This window comes from Algoriphagus pacificus, assembly GCF_017254845.1.
Classification (GTDB): Bacteria; Bacteroidota; Bacteroidia; order Cytophagales; family Cyclobacteriaceae; genus Algoriphagus; species Algoriphagus pacificus.
This window is the reverse complement of record NZ_JAFKCU010000001.1, coordinates 264,519-281,676: the sequence shown is the minus strand read 5'-3', so window position 1 is coordinate 281,676 and position 17,158 is coordinate 264,519. Positions and strand designations below refer to the sequence as shown.

Sequence of the window (17,158 nt, the reverse complement as noted above, 5' to 3'; positions counted from 1 at the left end):
ATTTATAACTTTTGATATTCTCGAGTCATTTCTTCCAGGTTGATATGCTCAATTTTTGTTGCTAGAATGCAAACACTAGAGGATGGCCATCCCCAGATTATTGCAGTAACTTCTGCCATCGATGGAGACCATTCAATTTCTTTTTTTTTGCATTCAATGCGTTTAGTATTCCACAACAAGGACCCACTAAACCCGTGTGGGTCAGGAAGTGGTTCAGAAGAATCACTAGTTTCTGCTAATTCAGGTGGATAAGGAATAGACATGTGATAAGTTTGATCAGCCTGCTTCTCTATGGAAACAGGAAATGGACATTCTTGCGTTAAAAATGGTGTTCCACGACTGAAACAATTTTCAAATAATACTCGAGATCTTTCTCCACTGAAGCCGGCAAAAAAAAGTAATTCGTTCTCAACAGGAGAATGCTTAGTTGCGAATCTTTTTAATGGAATAGCCTCTCCTTCACATTTATGATCTAACCATATATCATTATCAATTCTACTTATAGCTGTATCAATTGGTGGTAACTCGCTAAGGAATGGATTACGGATATTTAAAATGTCTTGGCTTCCCTTGAATGAATGAGTTAGTCGAAAACCTTGGTTGTATTTTGCTACATGTTCATTTGTAATGATAAACTGTCCATAAGGATTTTCGAAATATGAACCTGAGCCATGCAGTTTAATGTCTTTTTCATCTACATCATTATATTTCCAAATTGGTGTAATGAATGGCTCCACATGATCCTTCATCCGTACTAGTGTATCGTTACATAATTCTTTCCATTTTTCTTCTTGATACATGATGAATCAATATTTATGTTTTCGCATTGCACCTAACTTATTTATTTATATGCCTTTGGTTTATATATCTGTCAAAATAAGCTGGATAAATACACATTTTGCATTTTTTATTCGCTGCTTCTTGAGAAGCAGGAAAATGAACGGCACTTTTTTTTTGAGAATGGAACTTTGAAAAAGATGTATTTTGGTAAAGCAGATAAAAATTCATTCCTAAAGATATCATTTACCACGAAAACTAAAAGCATTTTAACTGTAGCAAGCTAATCCTATTTATTTTTCATCCGATTTATCAAGTCTAAGATTCGTTTTTCAATAAAAGCTGCATTATTATCGTACATGAACATCAATTCATCCAAACCTCCATTGCTTGCTTCGTATTTTTTTTGTCCCATTTCTAGGAATTCTTCCTTTTTCTTAAGCCAATCATTCTGTTCCTTTTTTAAATTTTGTCTATTATTCAAATCCAAGGAATTATATAGTTTATTATAAATGATTGAATCCATTGAATTAATTGTATAAAAATAGTTTCGAGCACAGTCAGACATAAACTGACCTTTATCTAGACACTTCTGGTAATAAGTCCTTAGGCTATCCAAATCTGATTTATTTTGTCCAAAAACAAAATCCACTGAAAATTGATAAAGCACGAAAGCAATTAGTAGCTTTTTATTTAGCATCATTTTAACCGTCTTTAGCAGGAAATAAAGTGATTTCCTCATAAAAAATAAAGGTTCTTGATAATAGGAAAAAACAAAACCCTTCAGATTTCTAACATCTGAAGGGTTTATGGAAAACATCTGATATCTGAAATCTGACATCAACAATCTTAAAGCCGTATCGCTCTCGCTATCACACTGGCCATAATGCCCAGACCTTCGGTATTTGGATGGACTCCATCGGGTAGCAATTCGCCTTTATTCATCAAGGGAGTATAGAGGTCTATCATTTCTGAACCAGAATCTCTCGCTATATCCATGATCATCATCCGCTGTTCATTGTTCATCACTTCAGCCCTGATATTAAAATTATCCTTTGTCACCGGTACAGGCATGACCACATAGACTTTTCCATCTACCGGCATTGTTTTCTTAAACTCAGCAATCATATCCAGGTAATCCTGTCTGAATTCAGAAGCATATTGCCAGTTCTGAGGCTTGGAATCATTCGTTCCCAGCATGATTACCAGAATATCCGGAGCAAAGTCTTTGACCTGTTGAAACTGTGGCTCATTCCAGTAGGGGTAATCTCCTTTTCGAAGCAAGGTTCTGCCACTCACTCCAAAATTCACCACTTCGTAGGCATCTCCCAGAAGCGCTTGCATCTGCAGGGGATAGCTGTCGGGATTATCTCTCCCCGGTCCTTGGGTGATACTGTTGCCCACACAGGCAATTTTAATGGGGTTCTGGGCATAGGATAAGCCGCTCAATAGCATGAGAAGTAGGATGAAATAGGTTTTTTTCATTGCAATGGGTTTTTGTCAAATTTAAAATAGGCAATATCTACCAAATCCGAATGCATGGGTATCTTTAAGTGTGATTTCAGTTGAAGAATTATACCAGCGGTTTACTTGGCTTTCCCTAGATGTTGTTTTTGGTGCGATGGGAGGTCTGCTGTTCTTTTCCAAGCTTTTGAGAGTTCCCTTGCCTTGGACGATTTATGCTTTGTTGGGGATGGCCGTTTGGGTGATTTATACTTTTGACCATTTGATGGATTCCCGCAAGCTTTCAAAAGGAACGAATATGGATCGCCATACTTTCCATCAAAAGCATGCACTTGCGCTTTGGTTTCTCTTAATCATCAATTCTGTGATCGGTCTTTATGGAGCCTATGTCACCTTTGGAATTGGAAAGGAACTCTTGGTTGCTTCAGTTTTGGGAGGAATGATTCTTCTCCTGATGCTTTTGATCCGAATGTTGCCAATTTCTTTTCACTGGCTGAAGGAGGCAAATACCGCGATTTTTTATGTTTTGGGAATTGCTTTGCTCCCTTTCCTTAGATTTTCTTTTGAAGATTGGGAATGGCAAATAGGCCTGCTTATGACCGGTTATATCGGCTTGGCTTACCTGAATTTAATCATGCTTTCCTGGCTGGATTCAGGGAAAGATCAAGCTTCAGGTTTTGGCTCGTTGCTTAGCGTACTTTCCAAAGAAAAAGTAGGCAGCCTGATCCGCAGACTTGCCTTTTTTCTCATTGCTGCTTTCCTACTTTGCCTTGTCTTTTTTCCTTCTTTCTACAGAGTATTTGCCAGTTTACTTCTTCTAATGGCATTGATCCATTACTTGACCTTTTACGATAAGAAACTGACAGCTTCCCAAATCAGATTCCGAATGGAAGCCACCTTTTTTATACCCTGGCTGCTGCTTTTCTGGTGATTAGACGAAAGCACTGTGCCCAGTAATGGCTCTGCCGACAATCAAGGAATTGATTTCTTTGGTGCCTTCATAGCTATAGACTGCTTCCGCATCTGCCACAAATCTGGCGATATCATGCTTTAGCAAAATCCCATTTCCTCCAAATAATTCTCTCGCATGATCCACAATCGATCTCATTCTCAGTGTGCAGAAAACCTTTGCCAAGGAAGCATGTTCATCTTTCAATAAATCAGAATCTTGCATCTCTGAAAGTCGAAAAACCATTGTCTGCATGGCTGTCAAATCACCCAGCATCGTTACCAAAATATCCTGTACCAGCTGGAATGAAGCAATAGGTCTTCCGAATTGCTTTCTTTCATTGGTGTAGGCCAAAGCTAGTTCGTATGCACCTCGGGCACAGCCAACTGCCTGCCAGGCTACACCTGCACGGGTCATCCGAAGCACTTTAGAAGTATCTCTGAATGAATTTGCTTCCTGCAGACGATCAGATTCAGGGACTTCGCAATTCGTCATGGTGATTAATGCATTCTGAACTGTTCGAAGGGCCATTTTATCCTCCAGCTTTTCAGCTTTGAACCCAGGATTGTCTTTTCTCACAATAAAACCTTTCACTTGCTGATCGTCCAGATCTCTAGCCCAAATAATAGTGATATCCGAAAAAGTTGCATTCCCAATCCATTTTTTCTGCCCATTCAAGACCCAGACATCGCCTTCCCGTTTGCAGGTAGTAGTCAATCCACCAGCAACTCCAGAACCTACTTCAGGTTCTGTCAGACCGAAAGCACCGATTTTTTCTAATTTCTGCATCGCTGGAAGCCATTCTTTCTTTTGCTCCTCAGAACCGCAGAGGTAAATAGAACCCATAGCTAGACCACTTTGGACTCCGAAAAATGTGGAAATTGAGGTATCTATTCTTGCCATTTCCATGGCTATAAATCCTTCTAAGAGTGCAGAATGTCCAGGGCAACCATAACCCTGATAGGTCAATCCCGCGATGTCCAATTCAGCCATTTTTGGGATAATCTGCATCGGAAATTCCGCTCGATTCCAATAATGATTGGCAATGGGTTTGATTTCCCGCTCCATAAATTCCCGAACCCGCAATTGGATTTCGCGCTCGTGATGGGGGAGACTTTTTCCAAGTTCGTAGAAATCTCCATTGACTGGAGGAATTACTTTTGGTTTACTACCACCTTTTAGCATTCCCATCATTTTGGAAAGATCCTCTTCACTCATTTTTGAGACAAGGCCTACCATTTTGGCTAAATCGACTTTTTGAGATAGCTTGGAAATCTGATCAAGATCTACACTGGATAAAATCTGACGTAATCCCGAGATGGATTTAAATATATTTTTCATCTGTTAGCTTGTTATTTTATGGACAAAAGGATTCTCAAAATAATTTTAGTCGCCCCAAAGCTTCTCATATCCTGCCATGCTCGAAATCATAAAAAGTGTTTTGGGTTGAAAGTTAATTAGGGTTTAAACTAATGAAAGATCACTATAGTTTTATATCACCTATTTACAATACCCTAGCCAAACTGGTCTTTGGTTCGCAGTTGAAGCTTTCTAAAACCTGCTTTTTGGAAGGGCTTTCTGCTAAAAAGATACTAATAATTGGTGGAGGAGACGGCCTGGATTACAAGGCTTTTCAAAAACAACTGCAGGGAGAATACTGGGAGCTTTCGCAATCCATGCTTTCTTTGGCTAAAAGTAATCTGAAGGATAGTCGCTTGAGTTTTCATCTTGGAGTCTATCATTTTCGACCGGAAATCCGATTTGATGAAATTTGGCTTCATTTTGTTTTGGATACGCTAAGTGATGAAGAAATCGATGCCCTGCTAGTCTTTTGTAAAAAAAGCCTGAATCAAAATGGGAGGATTTATTTGGCTGATTTTTTTGAAGCGAAAACCGGATATCAGCGGTTTGTGTCATTAGCAATGATTCAATTCTTTAGAATAGTAACGGCACATAAGCGGGAAGATATTCCTAATTATGAGCAAATTTTCCAACGGAATGACCTGAAAAAAACTTCTGAAAAACTCTTTAGGAAAGGCTGGGTCAAAGCCCAAATATGGATTCCGGAATCATTCTGATTGCACACTTTTCCTAAATTCTTCTGGTGTATAGGAGGTTTTTCTTTTGAATAAACGGCTGAAATAAGAGGGATCATCCAAGTTGAAATGTGTGGCGATTTCTGAAATCGTTAAGCTGGAATTAATCAAAAGCCTTTTAGATTCTAGGATCACCCTCTCCAGAATCAGTTGTGAGATAGGTTTTCCGACAGCTTTCTTTGTAACCGAATTGAGTTGTTTGATACTCATATTCATTTGGTCAGCATAAAAGGAGACTTCCCGGTTTTCTAAAAAGTTTGATTCGATCAAAACTTCAATTTTTTGAAATAAATCAAGCTGCATAGTTGAAGCGCTAGAATTAAGATTTTTTTCCAAATAGTAGCGATAGCAGTTGGTGAGAAGTAGATCTGTGTACGATGCCAGTTGAGTGATGCTTGACCAACCTGGATCTGTGATTTCCTTATCGATCCGCTCAAAATAAAAGGTCAACTCCCTCACCTTTTCAGCCTCTATTTCCATCACAGGAATTGCATGGTTTGAATGAAAAAAAGAAAAGCTCATCAACTTTCTTTGAGTAAACAAGGCACTGTAGAAAGAGCCTTTAAAAAACAGAATATGGCCATTTGTATCTGCCGAAAGCTGCCAGGAGTGTACCTGTCCAGGGGATAAGAAAAACACAGAACCGGGCATTACAGGATAAGATTTAAAATCAATGGTATGAGTTCCTGTACCCGACGAGATTAGCAAGAGAATGTAGAAATCATGCTTGTGAGGCTTCTGGATAAAAAGATGTTTTTGGAGATGAAAGTCCAGTTTGGAATAATAAAATTCAGAACTGCTGATTTTCTCCGTCTCAAAATCCGGAATCTGATAGATGGGTAAGGTTTTCTCAGGCATTTGGGAATTTCCTAAAAAACCTGCAGAATTCCTCAGGAATCTAGTTTAGGATTGATTGCTGGGTTCCTTTGCCCGATAGGGAATAAATATGGCGATCCATAAAGAGCGGCTGATTCGAAAGAAAAGCGGCAAAAGTAAAATGGCTGAAATAGAAATTAGAACCAGCAGTAATGTCAATGAATATTCACTGTAGAATAATTCCAATCCCACCCAAATGGCAATAAAAAGTGCTGTATTTAAGCCATAGCTGATGAACATGGCCCCAAAATAATAACCTGGCTCAGGTTCGAAGCTTTGGTTACAAACCTCACAGTTCTTTTTCATTTCAAATAAACTGGAAGGCTTTTTTAGACTCATAGGTTCAAACATATCACCTTGGTGACATCTTGGACATTTACAAGTGCTGATGCTTTTTAGGTAGGAATCTTGACTTAGAATTTTCATGATTCTTTTTTTAACAAAAGTAAGCTAGCCTTAGCGAATCAGTTAGGACAAATCGAACTTAAATCAGGACAAAACTGACCAAGGTCAATTAGCTACTTTTTGAATTAATGAGGTAATCAAATCATCGTAATAAGAACCGTTGCCTGGCCCATACCAATTCATTTCCCGCACTTCATGGAAATTCCGATCATAGTATTCATCTGGAGTAATATAGCCCATATAACCACCATTAAAAGTGGTAATGATCAGATTTAAACCCTCAGCTTTTGCCAAGTCTTCCCATTTTTTAAAAAAGACGCCAGAGATTTCACCACTGGAAGCAATCATCAAGGTGTTTCCAATCAAGGTAATGTCAAAATGCACATTTGTCTCACCCAAAAGGTAATTGAATAACCAAGGGCGAAGTCGAATGCCATCAGAAATCCTAAGGTGTGGCTCCCGCAATTGCAAAGGGAGTTTTCCGTAGGCAATCCGGTGACGATTGATGGTGGAAAAATAGGTCATTTTTACCTGCATGATCGAGTCTAGGCTATGGGCATATTGCTGAATTTGCTCGGGTGAATTACCTGAAGCTAATGGCTTGTGACTACCGACTGTTCCTGCCGCAAACATGGCAAAATCAAACTCCTCCTTTTCCAGATCCTGCATCAAATAAAAAGGGTAATCCCCTGAAAGCCCCATGAATTTAGAGCTGAGTATTGTTGCATGTGCCGAATAGGTGAAGAAAGTCGCCTTTTCACCAGAGTTTTTGGTGAAAATCAATTGACGGATCGAAGGCTCAATAGGATCGTCTTTGATGAATCTATTGGCAACAAACTCACTTGCATCGATTTTTTTGTATTGAATAGAAACCGTGTCCTGCGTTTGAATTGAACTTCCCAAAGCAATTAGAGACTGCTTCACTATCAGTTCCACTGTCTCTTCATTGTATCCACCAAAAGCCATTTCACCCAAGGGCCCTGGCATATATCCTCCCATTCCGGCGTGTGTGTGGGTAGCTGTAAAAATCACCTGATCGACGGGAAGTTTTGCCTCTTGGATTGCTTTTTCTACGGCTGCTGCCAAATGCGGATGGACGATCAGCAGTTCATAACTCAGCCACGCAACAGTAGTCTTCCCATTGCTTAGAGAAAGCGCTTTGACGTAACTGCTGTCCTGAACAAACTCATAATTCCCTCTTGGTGCATAGCCTACCAGTTCCACGGGATGAGAGGGGGTCATATTTGCTTTGCCCCAGCCAGCCAGCCAAAAAGATGCTTCGCTTTCCTTCAGCTTAATACCAGACAATTCAGCCATGGTGTTCTTGTAGAATTCCTGCTCTTGAATAGGCGTTCTATCCACCGTAGTCAGGGTCAGAATACCGACTAGAAAAATAAAAAGGAAAACCCCCAAAAGGATTTTCCCGAGTATCTTAAACAGCTTTTTAGCAGACATTCAATTAATATTCAAATGTGCCGTATGGACTATTGATGGTTACTTTTTTGCCTTCATGCGGTTCAACTCTTCCGATAATCTGAGCTTCAACTCCATAGGATTCCGCGATATCGATGATCTCTTCCGCGTATCGCTCATCCAAATAAACTTCCATTCGATGACCCATGTTGAAAACCTTGTACATTTCTTTCCAATCTGTACCGCTTTCCTCCTGGATGATCTTGAACAAAGGAGGAGTTTCAAACAAGTTATCTTTGATAACATGCACGTCGTCTACAAAATGTAGGACTTTCGTTTGGGCACCACCGCTGCAATGAACCAAGCCGTGAACCCTAGGTCTCATGTAATTCAATACATCGACCATGATCGGAGCGTAGGTTCGGGTAGGAGATAAAACGAGTTTGCCGATATTGACGGGCGAACCAGGTGCTGCATCCGTCAAATTGTATTTTCCTGAATACACTAACGCTTCAGGAACAGAAGGATCAAAACTTTCAGGGTATTTAGTTTTCAAAACTTTATTGAAAACATCGTGGCGGGCAGAAGTCAAACCATTACTTCCCATGCCTCCATTGTAAGCAGTTTCGTATTTAGCTTGACCAAATGAAGCCAAACCTACAATTACATCTCCTGCTTGGATTTTATCATTGGAAATGACTTCATCTCTTCTCATGCGGCAAGTGACTGTGCTGTCCACGATGATGGTTCGAACCAAGTCGCCCACATCTGCAGTTTCACCTCCGGTTAAAACAGCATTGACGCCATTGTCACGAAGCATTTGAAGAACCTCTTCAGTTCCTTCGATTATCGCAGAAATAACTTCTCCTGGAACCAGGTTTTTGTTTCTGCCAATAGTGGATGAAACGAGGATATTGTTGATCGCTCCTACACAAAGCAAATCATCTGTATTCATGATGATTGCATCTTGGGCAATACCTTTCCATACGCTCAAATCCCCGGTTTCTTTCCAGTAGGAATAAGCCAGAGATGACTTGGTACCTGCACCATCGGCATGCATGATGTTGCAATAATCGGGATCGTTGCCAAGAGTGTCCTCGACAATTTTGCAGAATGCTTTTGGGTAAAGCCCCTTATCAAGCTTGGAAATTGCCTGATGTACATCTTCTTTGGAGGCGGAAACCCCGCGCTGCATGTATCGCTCGTTCATGGGTACAAAGTTAAGTATTCCCTCCTAAATCAGGAGGATGTTTGGGAAAAGTTAAGCCCATAAAAAATGGCCTGCAAAGTCTTTTACTTCTTGCAGGCCATCTTTTCCGGGTTTTGTTTATTTACTCCCGGATTTCTATGACTTTAAATTCTGTTCTTCTATTGACCTGATGCTCTTCTTCTGTTTGAGCATTTTTGATGATCAACTGACTTTCTCCATAACCTTTTGCCACCAGTCGACTCGGATCAATTCCTTGTGAAACGATGTAGTCAACTGCCGATTGAGCTCTTCTTTGAGAAAGATCCTGATTGTACTGATCTGAAGATCTATCATCTGTATGCGAACTCAATTCGATTCTAATAGAAGGATTGTCTTTCAGGATCTGAACCAATTTATCAAGCTCTTTTGCTGCATCTGGTCGGATATCAGCCTTATCCAAATCGTAATAAATGTTTTCAAGTACGATTGACTTCTCCAAAATCAACTGATCCAGAACAATGGTTGTATCCAAAGTTATGTTGGTAACCTCTTGAACCAAGTCCTCTGGTCTTGGAGTTTTTCCAACTGTCGTATAAGGGATTGATTTGGAAAAATATCCGCTCTTTGAAGCGATAATAGTGAAGTCAGCATCTGGCTTTAGCGTAAATCTCACACGACCATTGGTATTGGAAAAGTCGCCACCTGTTTGCTTGTTGGCACTATCGTAAAGCACTACCCTTGCTTGTTCCAAAACTGCATCTGGCTCACCAGCCACTCGCTGTTTGGTATAAACATTCAAGAGCACATTGACGATTTTCGGCTTAGGAGTTTTGTCTTCAAAGAAATAAATATCATCATCTCCAACACCACCTTCGCGATTGGATGAAATAAATCCAGTTTTAGGATATTCTGTGAAGAAAATACCAAAATCATCATTTGGTGAGTTGAAATTCTCGCCAAGATTTTTGATCACTTGCTTGCCTGAAGCATCATTTTCCGCAACAAACAGATCTAATTTTCCATAACCAGGGTGCCCATCAGAAGAGAAGAAGAATTTCCCATCTGCTGCTGGCCTAGGAAACATTTCATTACCTGGTGTATTTACATTCGGGCCAAGATTGACTGCATTTCCAAAATCCCCATTGGCTAGTTTTGTGGCTTTATAGAGGTCAATTCCACCATATCCTCCAGGTCTATTTGAAGCAAAGTAAAGTTCAGATCCATCAGGTGAAAATGCTGGAGTAGAGTTCCACCAAGTTTCATCTTCATTCACTGGCATCCAGATCGGCTGGGTAAATCCTGCTCCTCTAAAATAGGAGGCGAATAGGGCTGTTTCAGGAATGTCTTTCGGAGAGGTTGAATTTCCTCTCGCATAAATGATGGTATTTCCATCAGGGCTGATTGCAATGGCTGCCTGATTCAAACCTTCCTCATTCTGGAACTCCGGTAAAGATTGGATGCTGCCAACATCAACTCTGATTCCTTCAGCTCTGGTTCTGAACAACTTTGTGTATGGAGTTCCATCCGCTGGATATAAGCCAGATGCCTGTCTGCCACTGGTGAAATAAATGAAATTTTCACTGGTAACCGGTGCATAATCAGCGCCAGGAGTATTTAGGTCCTTGTAATTGACCAAAACATGATTTGGAAAGTAATTATCAATTCCCTTCGCAAGGTTGATAGCTTCGATTTGACGCTGAGTTTCGGCTAGATATTCTTCTTCTTGGGTAAAGCCTTTAGCTTTTTCGAAAGCTGCTTTCGCTTCTTCAGGTTTTTCCTGTGCCTTCAGACTCAAACCCAAACGATACAGCGTTTCAAAACTTGGATCTTCTTCAGCTAGCTTCTCATAGTATGGACCAGCTTTTTCGATTCTATTAGACAATCTATAACTCTCCGCTATAGCCAAATTGGCTTCAGGATTATCTGGATCCTCTTCTAAAATCTGAGAATAGGAATTGATTGCGTATTGGTATTGTCCTGAAAGGAACTGGTCATTGGCTTTTTCCTGAATACTTTTGCAGGCATTCAAGCTCAAAATGAGAAGAAAAGTGATCCACAAAAAATGGTTTTTCATGTGTGTATTATTTGATTTTCTATGGCCACACGGAATCTCGCATTTTGATGAAGTCAATTGAAGACTTTCTAGAGATGCTCGATTTCATTTGAAAGGGCTATTGATGATCGATCTATGCTGAATATTACTAATTAATTTGGGAAATATTTGTTTAACCAACTAGACTTTGCAGGAATCCATAATTTATTTAGGTCGGACTTTTCCTTGATCAAAGGGTTGATTACTTCAGTATCTACGGAAATTTCTCCGGCAAGGACTTTTGATTTGATTCCTAAAGCTGGGGAAACATGGATTTGAGACTGGTTTTTATAACTTACTTTGCCTTGGTTTGTTAGGTCTATTCCCAGTTGGGACTCCAGCTCTCGAAGAGTCCTGACAGAACTATCAATCGAACAACCGCTCGCCCCAAGATTGCTTTCATCTACTGCCAGAAGGATAATTTGGTTGTCCAAGAGCTCAAATGAAGTGGGCATCAAATTGCCATGGGTATTCCAACCTTCGCAAAAGGCTTTCATTTTTGCTCTGACTTGAGCAGCTTCTTGCTCATTGAGTGCTCTTTCCGCCTGATAAACCCAGATTCTGGAATGTTCAGGCATTTTATTAAAGTCAACGTACATTTTTCTGTTATTAGATAGACAAAGAAAAACCCTTTCTACCTAACGGCAAAAAGGGTCAAATTGATTCAATCCGGAATCATCAAATTCCCATTTCTTTGGCAATCATCTCTGCGAGGTCATATACTTTTACCTCATTTTCTTTTTCCTTGTTTTTCACTCCATCAGTCATCATGGTGAGACAGAAAGGACATCCCACCGCAATCGTGCTCGCTCCTGTAGCCAGAGCTTCCTCAGTTCGCTCGATGTTGATGTCTTTTTTGCCCGGCTCAGGTTCTTTAAACATCTGAGCTCCCCCTGCACCGCAGCAAAGCCCTTTAGTTTTGCAACGCTTCATCTCTACCAATTCCACATCAAGTGCCTGGATTACTTCTCGAGGGGCTTCATAGACATTATTGGCACGTCCTAAATAGCAAGAGTCATGGAAAGTGATCTTTTTACCTTTAAATTCTCCGCCTCCTTTCAAGGTTACCTTGCCTTCATTGATCAGTTGCTGAAGGAATTGGGAATGATGGATAACTTCGTAGTTTCCTCCTAAAGCCGGGTATTCGTTTTTGATCGTATTGAAACAATGAGGGCAAGCAGTCACTACTTTTTTGACTTCATAGCCATTCATGACCTGAATGTTGGCAACAGCTTGCATTTGGAATAAAAACTCATTCCCAGCTCTTCTTGCTGGATCGCCAGTACAGGCTTCTTCAGGACCCAAAACAGCGAAACTTACGCCGACTTTATTTAGAATTTTGACAAAAGCCTGTGTGACGGCTTTGTATCGTTCATCAAAAGATCCGGCACATCCTACCCAGAACAATACTTCAGGGCTTTCACCTTTTCCGGCCATTTCGGCCATGGTTGGGACTTTATAGGTAGACATATTTTTAATTTATTTTTTCACTTAAAATGAAACCTGAAGACTTTATTCAAGTTCCGTTATCTGAAATCTGAAATCTGAAATCTGAAATCTGAAATCATTTCATTTCTTCATCCTTAACTTTTTCTGCCCAGTTAAATCGATCCGAAGGGCTGAATTTCCACGGAGAGAAACTGGTTTCCATGTTTTGGAACATCGCGTTCCATTGTGCAGGTGTCCCCGACTCTTCCATGGCAACATACCTTCTCATTTGAAGGATAATGGACAATGGATCAATGTTGACAGGACAAGCTTCCACACAGGCATTGCAGCTGGTACAGGCATTCAGTTCTTCTTTGCTGATGTAATCTCCCAATAAAGATTTGCCATCTTCAAGTCCAGCGCCTCCTACATCGATGCTCTTTCCAACTTCTTCAGCCCTGTCTCGGACATCCATCATGATTTTTCGAGGAGACAGTTTTTTGCCAGTGATATTTGCTGGACATTCCGAAGTGCAGCGGCCACATTCCGTGCAGGAATAAGCATTCAGGATATTTACCCAAGAAAGGTCATTGATGTCTTTAGCTCCGAATCTACCAATTTCAGCAGGAGGGTCGGCTGGTGTATCTGTCGGGATTCCCAACATCATATTCACTTCATTTGTCACTTCAGGCATATTGGGCATTTCCCCTTTTGGCTTCAGGTTGGAATACCAGGTGTTTGGGAAGGCCAAGAAAATATGTAAGTGCTTGGAATAAGTGACATAAATGGCAAAAGCCAAAATCCCAACAATATGGAACCACCAGGCAAATCGCTCAATGAAAATGAGGGCACCATCGCCCATTCCTTCAAAAAGCGGTTTGATGAGCCCACTGAATGCTAGGCCACCCAAAGCTAAATAATGCCCTACGCCTCTTTCTGCAAGAATCTGATCGGTAGCATTCATAGTAAGAATCGCAACCATTAATATGATTTCGATAATCAAAATCAGATTTCCATCCATTGTTGGCCAGCCATTCATTTCCGGTTTGGTGAATCGTGGAACTTTGATCACGTTTCTTCTTATCAGAAAAACAACACAGGAAACCAGAACGGCTACTGCCAAGAATTCGAAAAAATTCATTGCAGCCACATAAACTCCACCTAAGAAAGGAGCAAATAGACGATGTGTCCCCAAAATCCCATCTAATACAAATTCAAGAACCTCCAAGTTGATCACCAGAAAACCTATATACACAAAAAAGTGGAGTAGGGCAGGAATGACACGCTTAAACATCTTTTGTTGTCCAAAAGCGACAAGTAGCATGGTTTTCCAGCGGGCATCTGGTTGATCATTTCTGCTGGTGTTTTTCCCTAAAAGGATATTTCTGCGTAAGAATTTCACCCTTTTGCTCAGGAACCAACCCGCTCCTATTAAAATTATTAGAAATACTAGTTGTGGTAAAAAGCTCATATTGATGAGATTAGCTATTTTCTTGGAATAATACCTTTATTTTTTTCTTCAAATGATTTGCTTCAAATATTCAAATACCTACCTTTGCATCACTTTAAGAAAAGGTGATGTAGCTCAGTTGGTAGAGCATCGGACTGAAAATCCGTGAGTCGGTGGTTCGAATCCACTCATCACCACAAGCCCTGTTGAAAGACAGGGCTTTTTTTATGACTTTTTGATTAAGAAGATTGTTCATTTTTTCTGGATTTTGCAGAAGCAAAGTAATAAATACTCTGCATGCATACTAAATTTCTTTAGAAAATTAAATCCCTCGCCTGCTGTTTTTGACTTTTGTTATATGCGAATCGCCATTCTGTCCTTTGGCTAAAACCCAAGAAATCACCAATTTCAAATTATTTTAATTTTTTTTCTGTGAATCTGTAACAATCCCGTTTTTAATGCATCACCTAAGAAAATGAAGTCATTTTTTGAAACACATATTTGGCCCAAGCGATCAAAGCTTTACCGCTTGGTCTATCTCTGGATTAGGGATAGAGCTTTGGCTGAAGACCTGATTCAAAATGTTTTCGAAAAATCCTTTCAAAAGGAAGGGGAATTGAAGAACCATCCCAATTTATCCGGCTGGCTAGTCAAGAGTTTGAAAAATGAAGTTCTGATGCATTACAGATCCTCGAAGCGATGGGAAGATCTCGATGGCCTCGAAGAAATTCAGGTAAATGAACCTGTCAATGAAGAGACAAAAGAATCGGTGAGAAAAGTGATGATCCTCATGAAGGACTTGCCACTGAAACAGCAGGAAATATTTCAACTGAGAGAAGTGGAGGGTATGAGTTATGAAGAGATCGCTGATTATTTAGAAATAAGCATGGAGCAGGTGAAAGTCAATTTGCATCGGGCCAGAACTAAGATCAGGGAAAAAATGATTGCGATGAAGGCCGGATGATGGAATCAGGTATGAAAATGATAGGAAAGAAGAGGGGAAGAAATCATAGGAGATTTCATTTGGTCAAAAAAAGTATTAAGCCATGAAAGAGAAAATAGAACAATTGCTTGAAAAATACTGGGAAGGAGAGACTTCACTGCAAGAAGAGCAGGAATTGAAATCGCTCTTATCATCCCAATCAGATTTTGAAGAGGAGAAAGCCTTTTTTGGCGCTTTCGAATCTTTCAAGAAAGAAGAGCCTGTGAACTTAGTGATTCCAAAAACCAAGGTGAGAAAAATCGATACTATGTGGATGAGTTGGGCAGCTTCGGTGGCGATTTTCACAGCATCATTTGTAGGATGGAGAGTATATGAGCAAAAGCAAGAAGAGCGGGAAGCTTATGTAGAAGTAATGCAGGCCTTTGCCCTGATTCAATCCAATATGGCCAAAGGTCAGGAGCAAATGCAAGTCATGAATGAAATCAAGTATTTGAATACAACCAACCAAATGTTTGGAACGGTTAAAAAATAAAGACATGAAAAAATTATTAATACTACCAATAATCCTGATGGCACTGGTTTTCAAAGCCCATGCACAAGATGACGCTATTCAGAAATTCTTCTCCAAGTATATGGAGGATGATAGATTTTCGAGAGTTTATATCTCTCCAAAAATGATGCAGATGGCTGGAGGGTTTTTGAAAAGCAACGCAGAAAATGACAAGGATGCCGAAGACTTGGGAGCTTTGATCCAGAAAGTAAAGGGCATTCGGATCTTGAGTTCGGATGAAGTAAATGGACAATCACTCTATAAGGAAGCGATGAGCACATTGACCAAAAATAAATACGAAGAGCTGATGGACGTTCAAGACAAGGGCTCCAATCTCAAGTTCATGGTGAGGGAAGAGGGAGGTCTGGTGCGTGAGCTCTTGATGCTTTCAGGAGACAGTGATGGGGATTTTACTTTGCTCTCCATGCTTGGGACATTCACTTATGAAGATTTGAATTTGTTGGCAGAAAAAACAGATATCCCTGGAATGGACTCCTATAGTAAAGGGAGCAAGGGGCCAAAAGGAAATAAATAAAAGAAAACTAAACCTTATTACACATGAAAAAATTGATTTTAACACTAGCCTTCATCGGATCGGTGATGGCGGTTCAGGCACAAAGTAAAAGCGTCAAGGCACTTTATGATAAATATAAAAGTGATGATGATTTTTTTCACCTGGAGCTGGGAGGCAACTTTATGAATTTTGCTGACGGATTTAAAATTGACATGGACAAAAATGACATGGCAACTGTGGCAAAATCCGTAGAGAAATTAAATTTCTTCACACTTCCTGATAATGCGGATTATCAAAGAGCAGAGTTTAAGGCGCTTCAAAAGGGATTGGAAAAAGAAAGATATGAATTGCTAATGGAAGCTTCAGAAGGCAAAGGCGGAGTTTTGGTTTATTCAAAAGGTGGAAAAACCATTTCCGACCTAGTGGTTTTGGTAGGTGGTGATGAGGGAGACCTGATGGTAGTTGAGTTGAAAGGTGAGTTTGATTCTGAAACTATAGCAAAAGCTACAAGTAAAGGGATTCACTGAAATAGCTTCATTTCTTAAAGAATAATGAAAATACCAGCTCAAAAAGCTGGTATTTTTTTTAAAATCATGTGGCAAATCCTTATGAAAATCGGGATAACTACATATTTAACAGTAGGTTTTACGGGGATTGAAAAACTTTTTTAAATTTTTTTTTATCCAAAGAACAATTTTTTTTCAGCCGTAAATAGAATTTAGTGTGGCAACATCATTTGGTTTAAATTGATAATTAGTATATAAAATTCTGCAGAAGGGTCAAAAGTCCAAATGAAGCGAGTTCCGCAATCGATAGCGGAAGAAAAATATGTTATCGTTAACAAATCATTAAAATTCTTACGAATTCAACAATGAAAAGTATTTTTTGTTGAAACATTTGCAAAATAGATTCCGTTAGGTACCTTTGTAGAGTAAACAATGTCCGGACATGATCTCGGAGACCCTGTAACCCCAAAATATCCCCCCTAGATGGAACAGCCATCCAGAGGTTA

General features: G+C 39.9%; 18 protein-coding genes and 1 tRNA gene. 7 read left to right on the top strand and 12 right to left on the bottom strand.

Features of this window, described 5'->3' with window-relative positions:
• Positions 1-2 precede the first annotated feature (2 nt).
• The 3 genes from J0A69_RS01255 to J0A69_RS01245 all read right to left on the bottom strand — a co-directional run bounded on the left by J0A69_RS01255 (position 3) and on the right by J0A69_RS01245 (position 2,262).
• Complete coding sequence (locus tag J0A69_RS01255; protein ID WP_206584691.1) at positions 3-800, bottom strand: hypothetical protein; 798 nt, start codon at positions 798-800, stop codon at positions 3-5.
• 266 nt (positions 801-1,066) lie between these two features.
• Positions 1,067-1,519: a hypothetical protein gene (locus J0A69_RS01250; RefSeq protein WP_206584690.1), complete on the bottom strand. Its 453-nt coding sequence runs from the start codon at positions 1,517-1,519 to the stop codon at positions 1,067-1,069.
• Positions 1,520-1,626: 107 nt separating this feature from the next.
• Complete coding sequence (locus J0A69_RS01245; RefSeq protein ID WP_206584689.1) at positions 1,627-2,262, bottom strand: DUF459 domain-containing protein; 636 nt, start codon at positions 2,260-2,262, stop codon at positions 1,627-1,629.
• Between the two features lie 70 nt (positions 2,263-2,332).
• Between J0A69_RS01245 and J0A69_RS01240 the strand changes: the two genes are divergently transcribed.
• The gene (locus J0A69_RS01240; RefSeq protein ID WP_206584688.1) at positions 2,333-3,172 is read left to right on the top strand and encodes a hypothetical protein; all 840 of its coding nucleotides are present in this window, start codon (positions 2,333-2,335) and stop codon (positions 3,170-3,172) included.
• On the opposite strand, the gene J0A69_RS01235 is transcribed toward J0A69_RS01240, so the two are convergent.
• Positions 3,173-4,531, bottom strand: coding sequence for an acyl-CoA dehydrogenase family protein (locus tag J0A69_RS01235; RefSeq protein ID WP_206584687.1), 1,359 nt, complete (start codon positions 4,529-4,531; stop codon positions 3,173-3,175). It abuts the gene before it with no gap.
• Between the two features lie 131 nt (positions 4,532-4,662).
• Between J0A69_RS01235 and J0A69_RS01230 the strand changes: the two genes are divergently transcribed.
• Entirely contained in the window at positions 4,663-5,268 is a 606-nt protein-coding gene (locus tag J0A69_RS01230; protein WP_206584686.1) for a class I SAM-dependent methyltransferase, read from the top strand.
• On the opposite strand, the gene J0A69_RS01225 is transcribed toward J0A69_RS01230, so the two are convergent.
• The 8 genes from J0A69_RS01225 to J0A69_RS01190 form a co-directional block, all read right to left on the bottom strand.
• Positions 5,260-6,144: an AraC family transcriptional regulator gene (locus J0A69_RS01225; protein WP_206584685.1), complete on the bottom strand. Its 885-nt coding sequence runs from the start codon at positions 6,142-6,144 to the stop codon at positions 5,260-5,262. The two genes, J0A69_RS01230 and J0A69_RS01225, sit on opposite strands and share 9 nt — an antisense overlap.
• A gap of 45 nt (positions 6,145-6,189) precedes the next feature.
• Complete coding sequence (locus tag J0A69_RS01220) at positions 6,190-6,588, bottom strand: DUF983 domain-containing protein (protein ID WP_236032573.1); 399 nt, start codon at positions 6,586-6,588, stop codon at positions 6,190-6,192.
• 84 nt (positions 6,589-6,672) lie between these two features.
• The gene (locus J0A69_RS01215; protein WP_206584684.1) at positions 6,673-8,022 is read right to left on the bottom strand and encodes a neutral/alkaline non-lysosomal ceramidase N-terminal domain-containing protein; all 1,350 of its coding nucleotides are present in this window, start codon (positions 8,020-8,022) and stop codon (positions 6,673-6,675) included.
• A gap of 4 nt (positions 8,023-8,026) precedes the next feature.
• Positions 8,027-9,190, bottom strand: coding sequence for an AIR synthase related protein (locus J0A69_RS01210; protein ID WP_206584683.1), 1,164 nt, complete (start codon positions 9,188-9,190; stop codon positions 8,027-8,029).
• A gap of 121 nt (positions 9,191-9,311) precedes the next feature.
• The gene (locus J0A69_RS01205) at positions 9,312-11,243 is read right to left on the bottom strand and encodes an OmpA family protein (RefSeq protein WP_206584682.1); all 1,932 of its coding nucleotides are present in this window, start codon (positions 11,241-11,243) and stop codon (positions 9,312-9,314) included.
• 131 nt (positions 11,244-11,374) lie between these two features.
• The gene (locus J0A69_RS01200; protein ID WP_206584681.1) at positions 11,375-11,860 is read right to left on the bottom strand and encodes a hypothetical protein; all 486 of its coding nucleotides are present in this window, start codon (positions 11,858-11,860) and stop codon (positions 11,375-11,377) included.
• 79 nt (positions 11,861-11,939) lie between these two features.
• A complete protein-coding gene (locus J0A69_RS01195; RefSeq protein WP_206584680.1) occupies positions 11,940-12,731 on the bottom strand; it encodes a (Fe-S)-binding protein in 792 nt (263 codons plus the stop codon).
• A gap of 94 nt (positions 12,732-12,825) precedes the next feature.
• The gene (locus tag J0A69_RS01190) at positions 12,826-14,160 is read right to left on the bottom strand and encodes a 4Fe-4S dicluster domain-containing protein (RefSeq protein WP_206584679.1); all 1,335 of its coding nucleotides are present in this window, start codon (positions 14,158-14,160) and stop codon (positions 12,826-12,828) included.
• 103 nt (positions 14,161-14,263) lie between these two features.
• On the opposite strand from J0A69_RS01190, the gene J0A69_RS01185 reads away from it, so the two are divergent.
• The 5 genes from J0A69_RS01185 (at position 14,264) to J0A69_RS01165 (ending at position 16,673) form a co-directional block, all read left to right on the top strand.
• Positions 14,264-14,336 (top strand) — tRNA-Phe (locus J0A69_RS01185).
• Between the two features lie 278 nt (positions 14,337-14,614).
• Positions 14,615-15,103, top strand: coding sequence for an RNA polymerase sigma factor (locus J0A69_RS01180; protein WP_206584678.1), 489 nt, complete (start codon positions 14,615-14,617; stop codon positions 15,101-15,103).
• Positions 15,104-15,185: 82 nt separating this feature from the next.
• Positions 15,186-15,614: a hypothetical protein gene (locus J0A69_RS01175; protein ID WP_206584677.1), complete on the top strand. Its 429-nt coding sequence runs from the start codon at positions 15,186-15,188 to the stop codon at positions 15,612-15,614.
• Positions 15,615-15,618: 4 nt separating this feature from the next.
• A complete protein-coding gene (locus J0A69_RS01170; protein WP_206584676.1) occupies positions 15,619-16,167 on the top strand; it encodes a DUF4252 domain-containing protein in 549 nt (182 codons plus the stop codon).
• Between the two features lie 23 nt (positions 16,168-16,190).
• A complete protein-coding gene (locus J0A69_RS01165) occupies positions 16,191-16,673 on the top strand; it encodes a DUF4252 domain-containing protein (RefSeq protein ID WP_206584675.1) in 483 nt (160 codons plus the stop codon).
• Positions 16,674-17,158 lie beyond the last annotated feature (485 nt).

Coding starts and splice junctions, on each gene's coding strand:
- J0A69_RS01255 (WP_206584691.1), bottom strand. CDS start 800: ATGTATCAAGAAGAAAAATGGAAAGAATTATGTAACGATACACTAGTA.
- J0A69_RS01250 (WP_206584690.1), bottom strand. CDS start 1,519: ATGAGGAAATCACTTTATTTCCTGCTAAAGACGGTTAAAATGATGCTA.
- J0A69_RS01245 (WP_206584689.1), bottom strand. CDS start 2,262: ATGAAAAAAACCTATTTCATCCTACTTCTCATGCTATTGAGCGGCTTA.
- J0A69_RS01235 (WP_206584687.1), bottom strand. CDS start 4,531: ATGAAAAATATATTTAAATCCATCTCGGGATTACGTCAGATTTTATCC.
- J0A69_RS01230 (WP_206584686.1), top strand. CDS start 4,663: ATGAAAGATCACTATAGTTTTATATCACCTATTTACAATACCCTAGCC.
- J0A69_RS01225 (WP_206584685.1), bottom strand. CDS start 6,144: ATGCCTGAGAAAACCTTACCCATCTATCAGATTCCGGATTTTGAGACG.
- J0A69_RS01220 (WP_236032573.1), bottom strand. CDS start 6,588: ATGAAAATTCTAAGTCAAGATTCCTACCTAAAAAGCATCAGCACTTGT.
- J0A69_RS01215 (WP_206584684.1), bottom strand. CDS start 8,022: ATGTCTGCTAAAAAGCTGTTTAAGATACTCGGGAAAATCCTTTTGGGG.
- J0A69_RS01210 (WP_206584683.1), bottom strand. CDS start 9,190: ATGAACGAGCGATACATGCAGCGCGGGGTTTCCGCCTCCAAAGAAGAT.
- J0A69_RS01205 (WP_206584682.1), bottom strand. CDS start 11,243: ATGAAAAACCATTTTTTGTGGATCACTTTTCTTCTCATTTTGAGCTTG.
- J0A69_RS01200 (WP_206584681.1), bottom strand. CDS start 11,860: ATGTACGTTGACTTTAATAAAATGCCTGAACATTCCAGAATCTGGGTT.
- J0A69_RS01195 (WP_206584680.1), bottom strand. CDS start 12,731: ATGTCTACCTATAAAGTCCCAACCATGGCCGAAATGGCCGGAAAAGGT.
- J0A69_RS01190 (WP_206584679.1), bottom strand. CDS start 14,160: ATGAGCTTTTTACCACAACTAGTATTTCTAATAATTTTAATAGGAGCG.
- J0A69_RS01180 (WP_206584678.1), top strand. CDS start 14,615: ATGAAGTCATTTTTTGAAACACATATTTGGCCCAAGCGATCAAAGCTT.
- J0A69_RS01175 (WP_206584677.1), top strand. CDS start 15,186: ATGAAAGAGAAAATAGAACAATTGCTTGAAAAATACTGGGAAGGAGAG.
- J0A69_RS01170 (WP_206584676.1), top strand. CDS start 15,619: ATGAAAAAATTATTAATACTACCAATAATCCTGATGGCACTGGTTTTC.
- J0A69_RS01165 (WP_206584675.1), top strand. CDS start 16,191: ATGAAAAAATTGATTTTAACACTAGCCTTCATCGGATCGGTGATGGCG.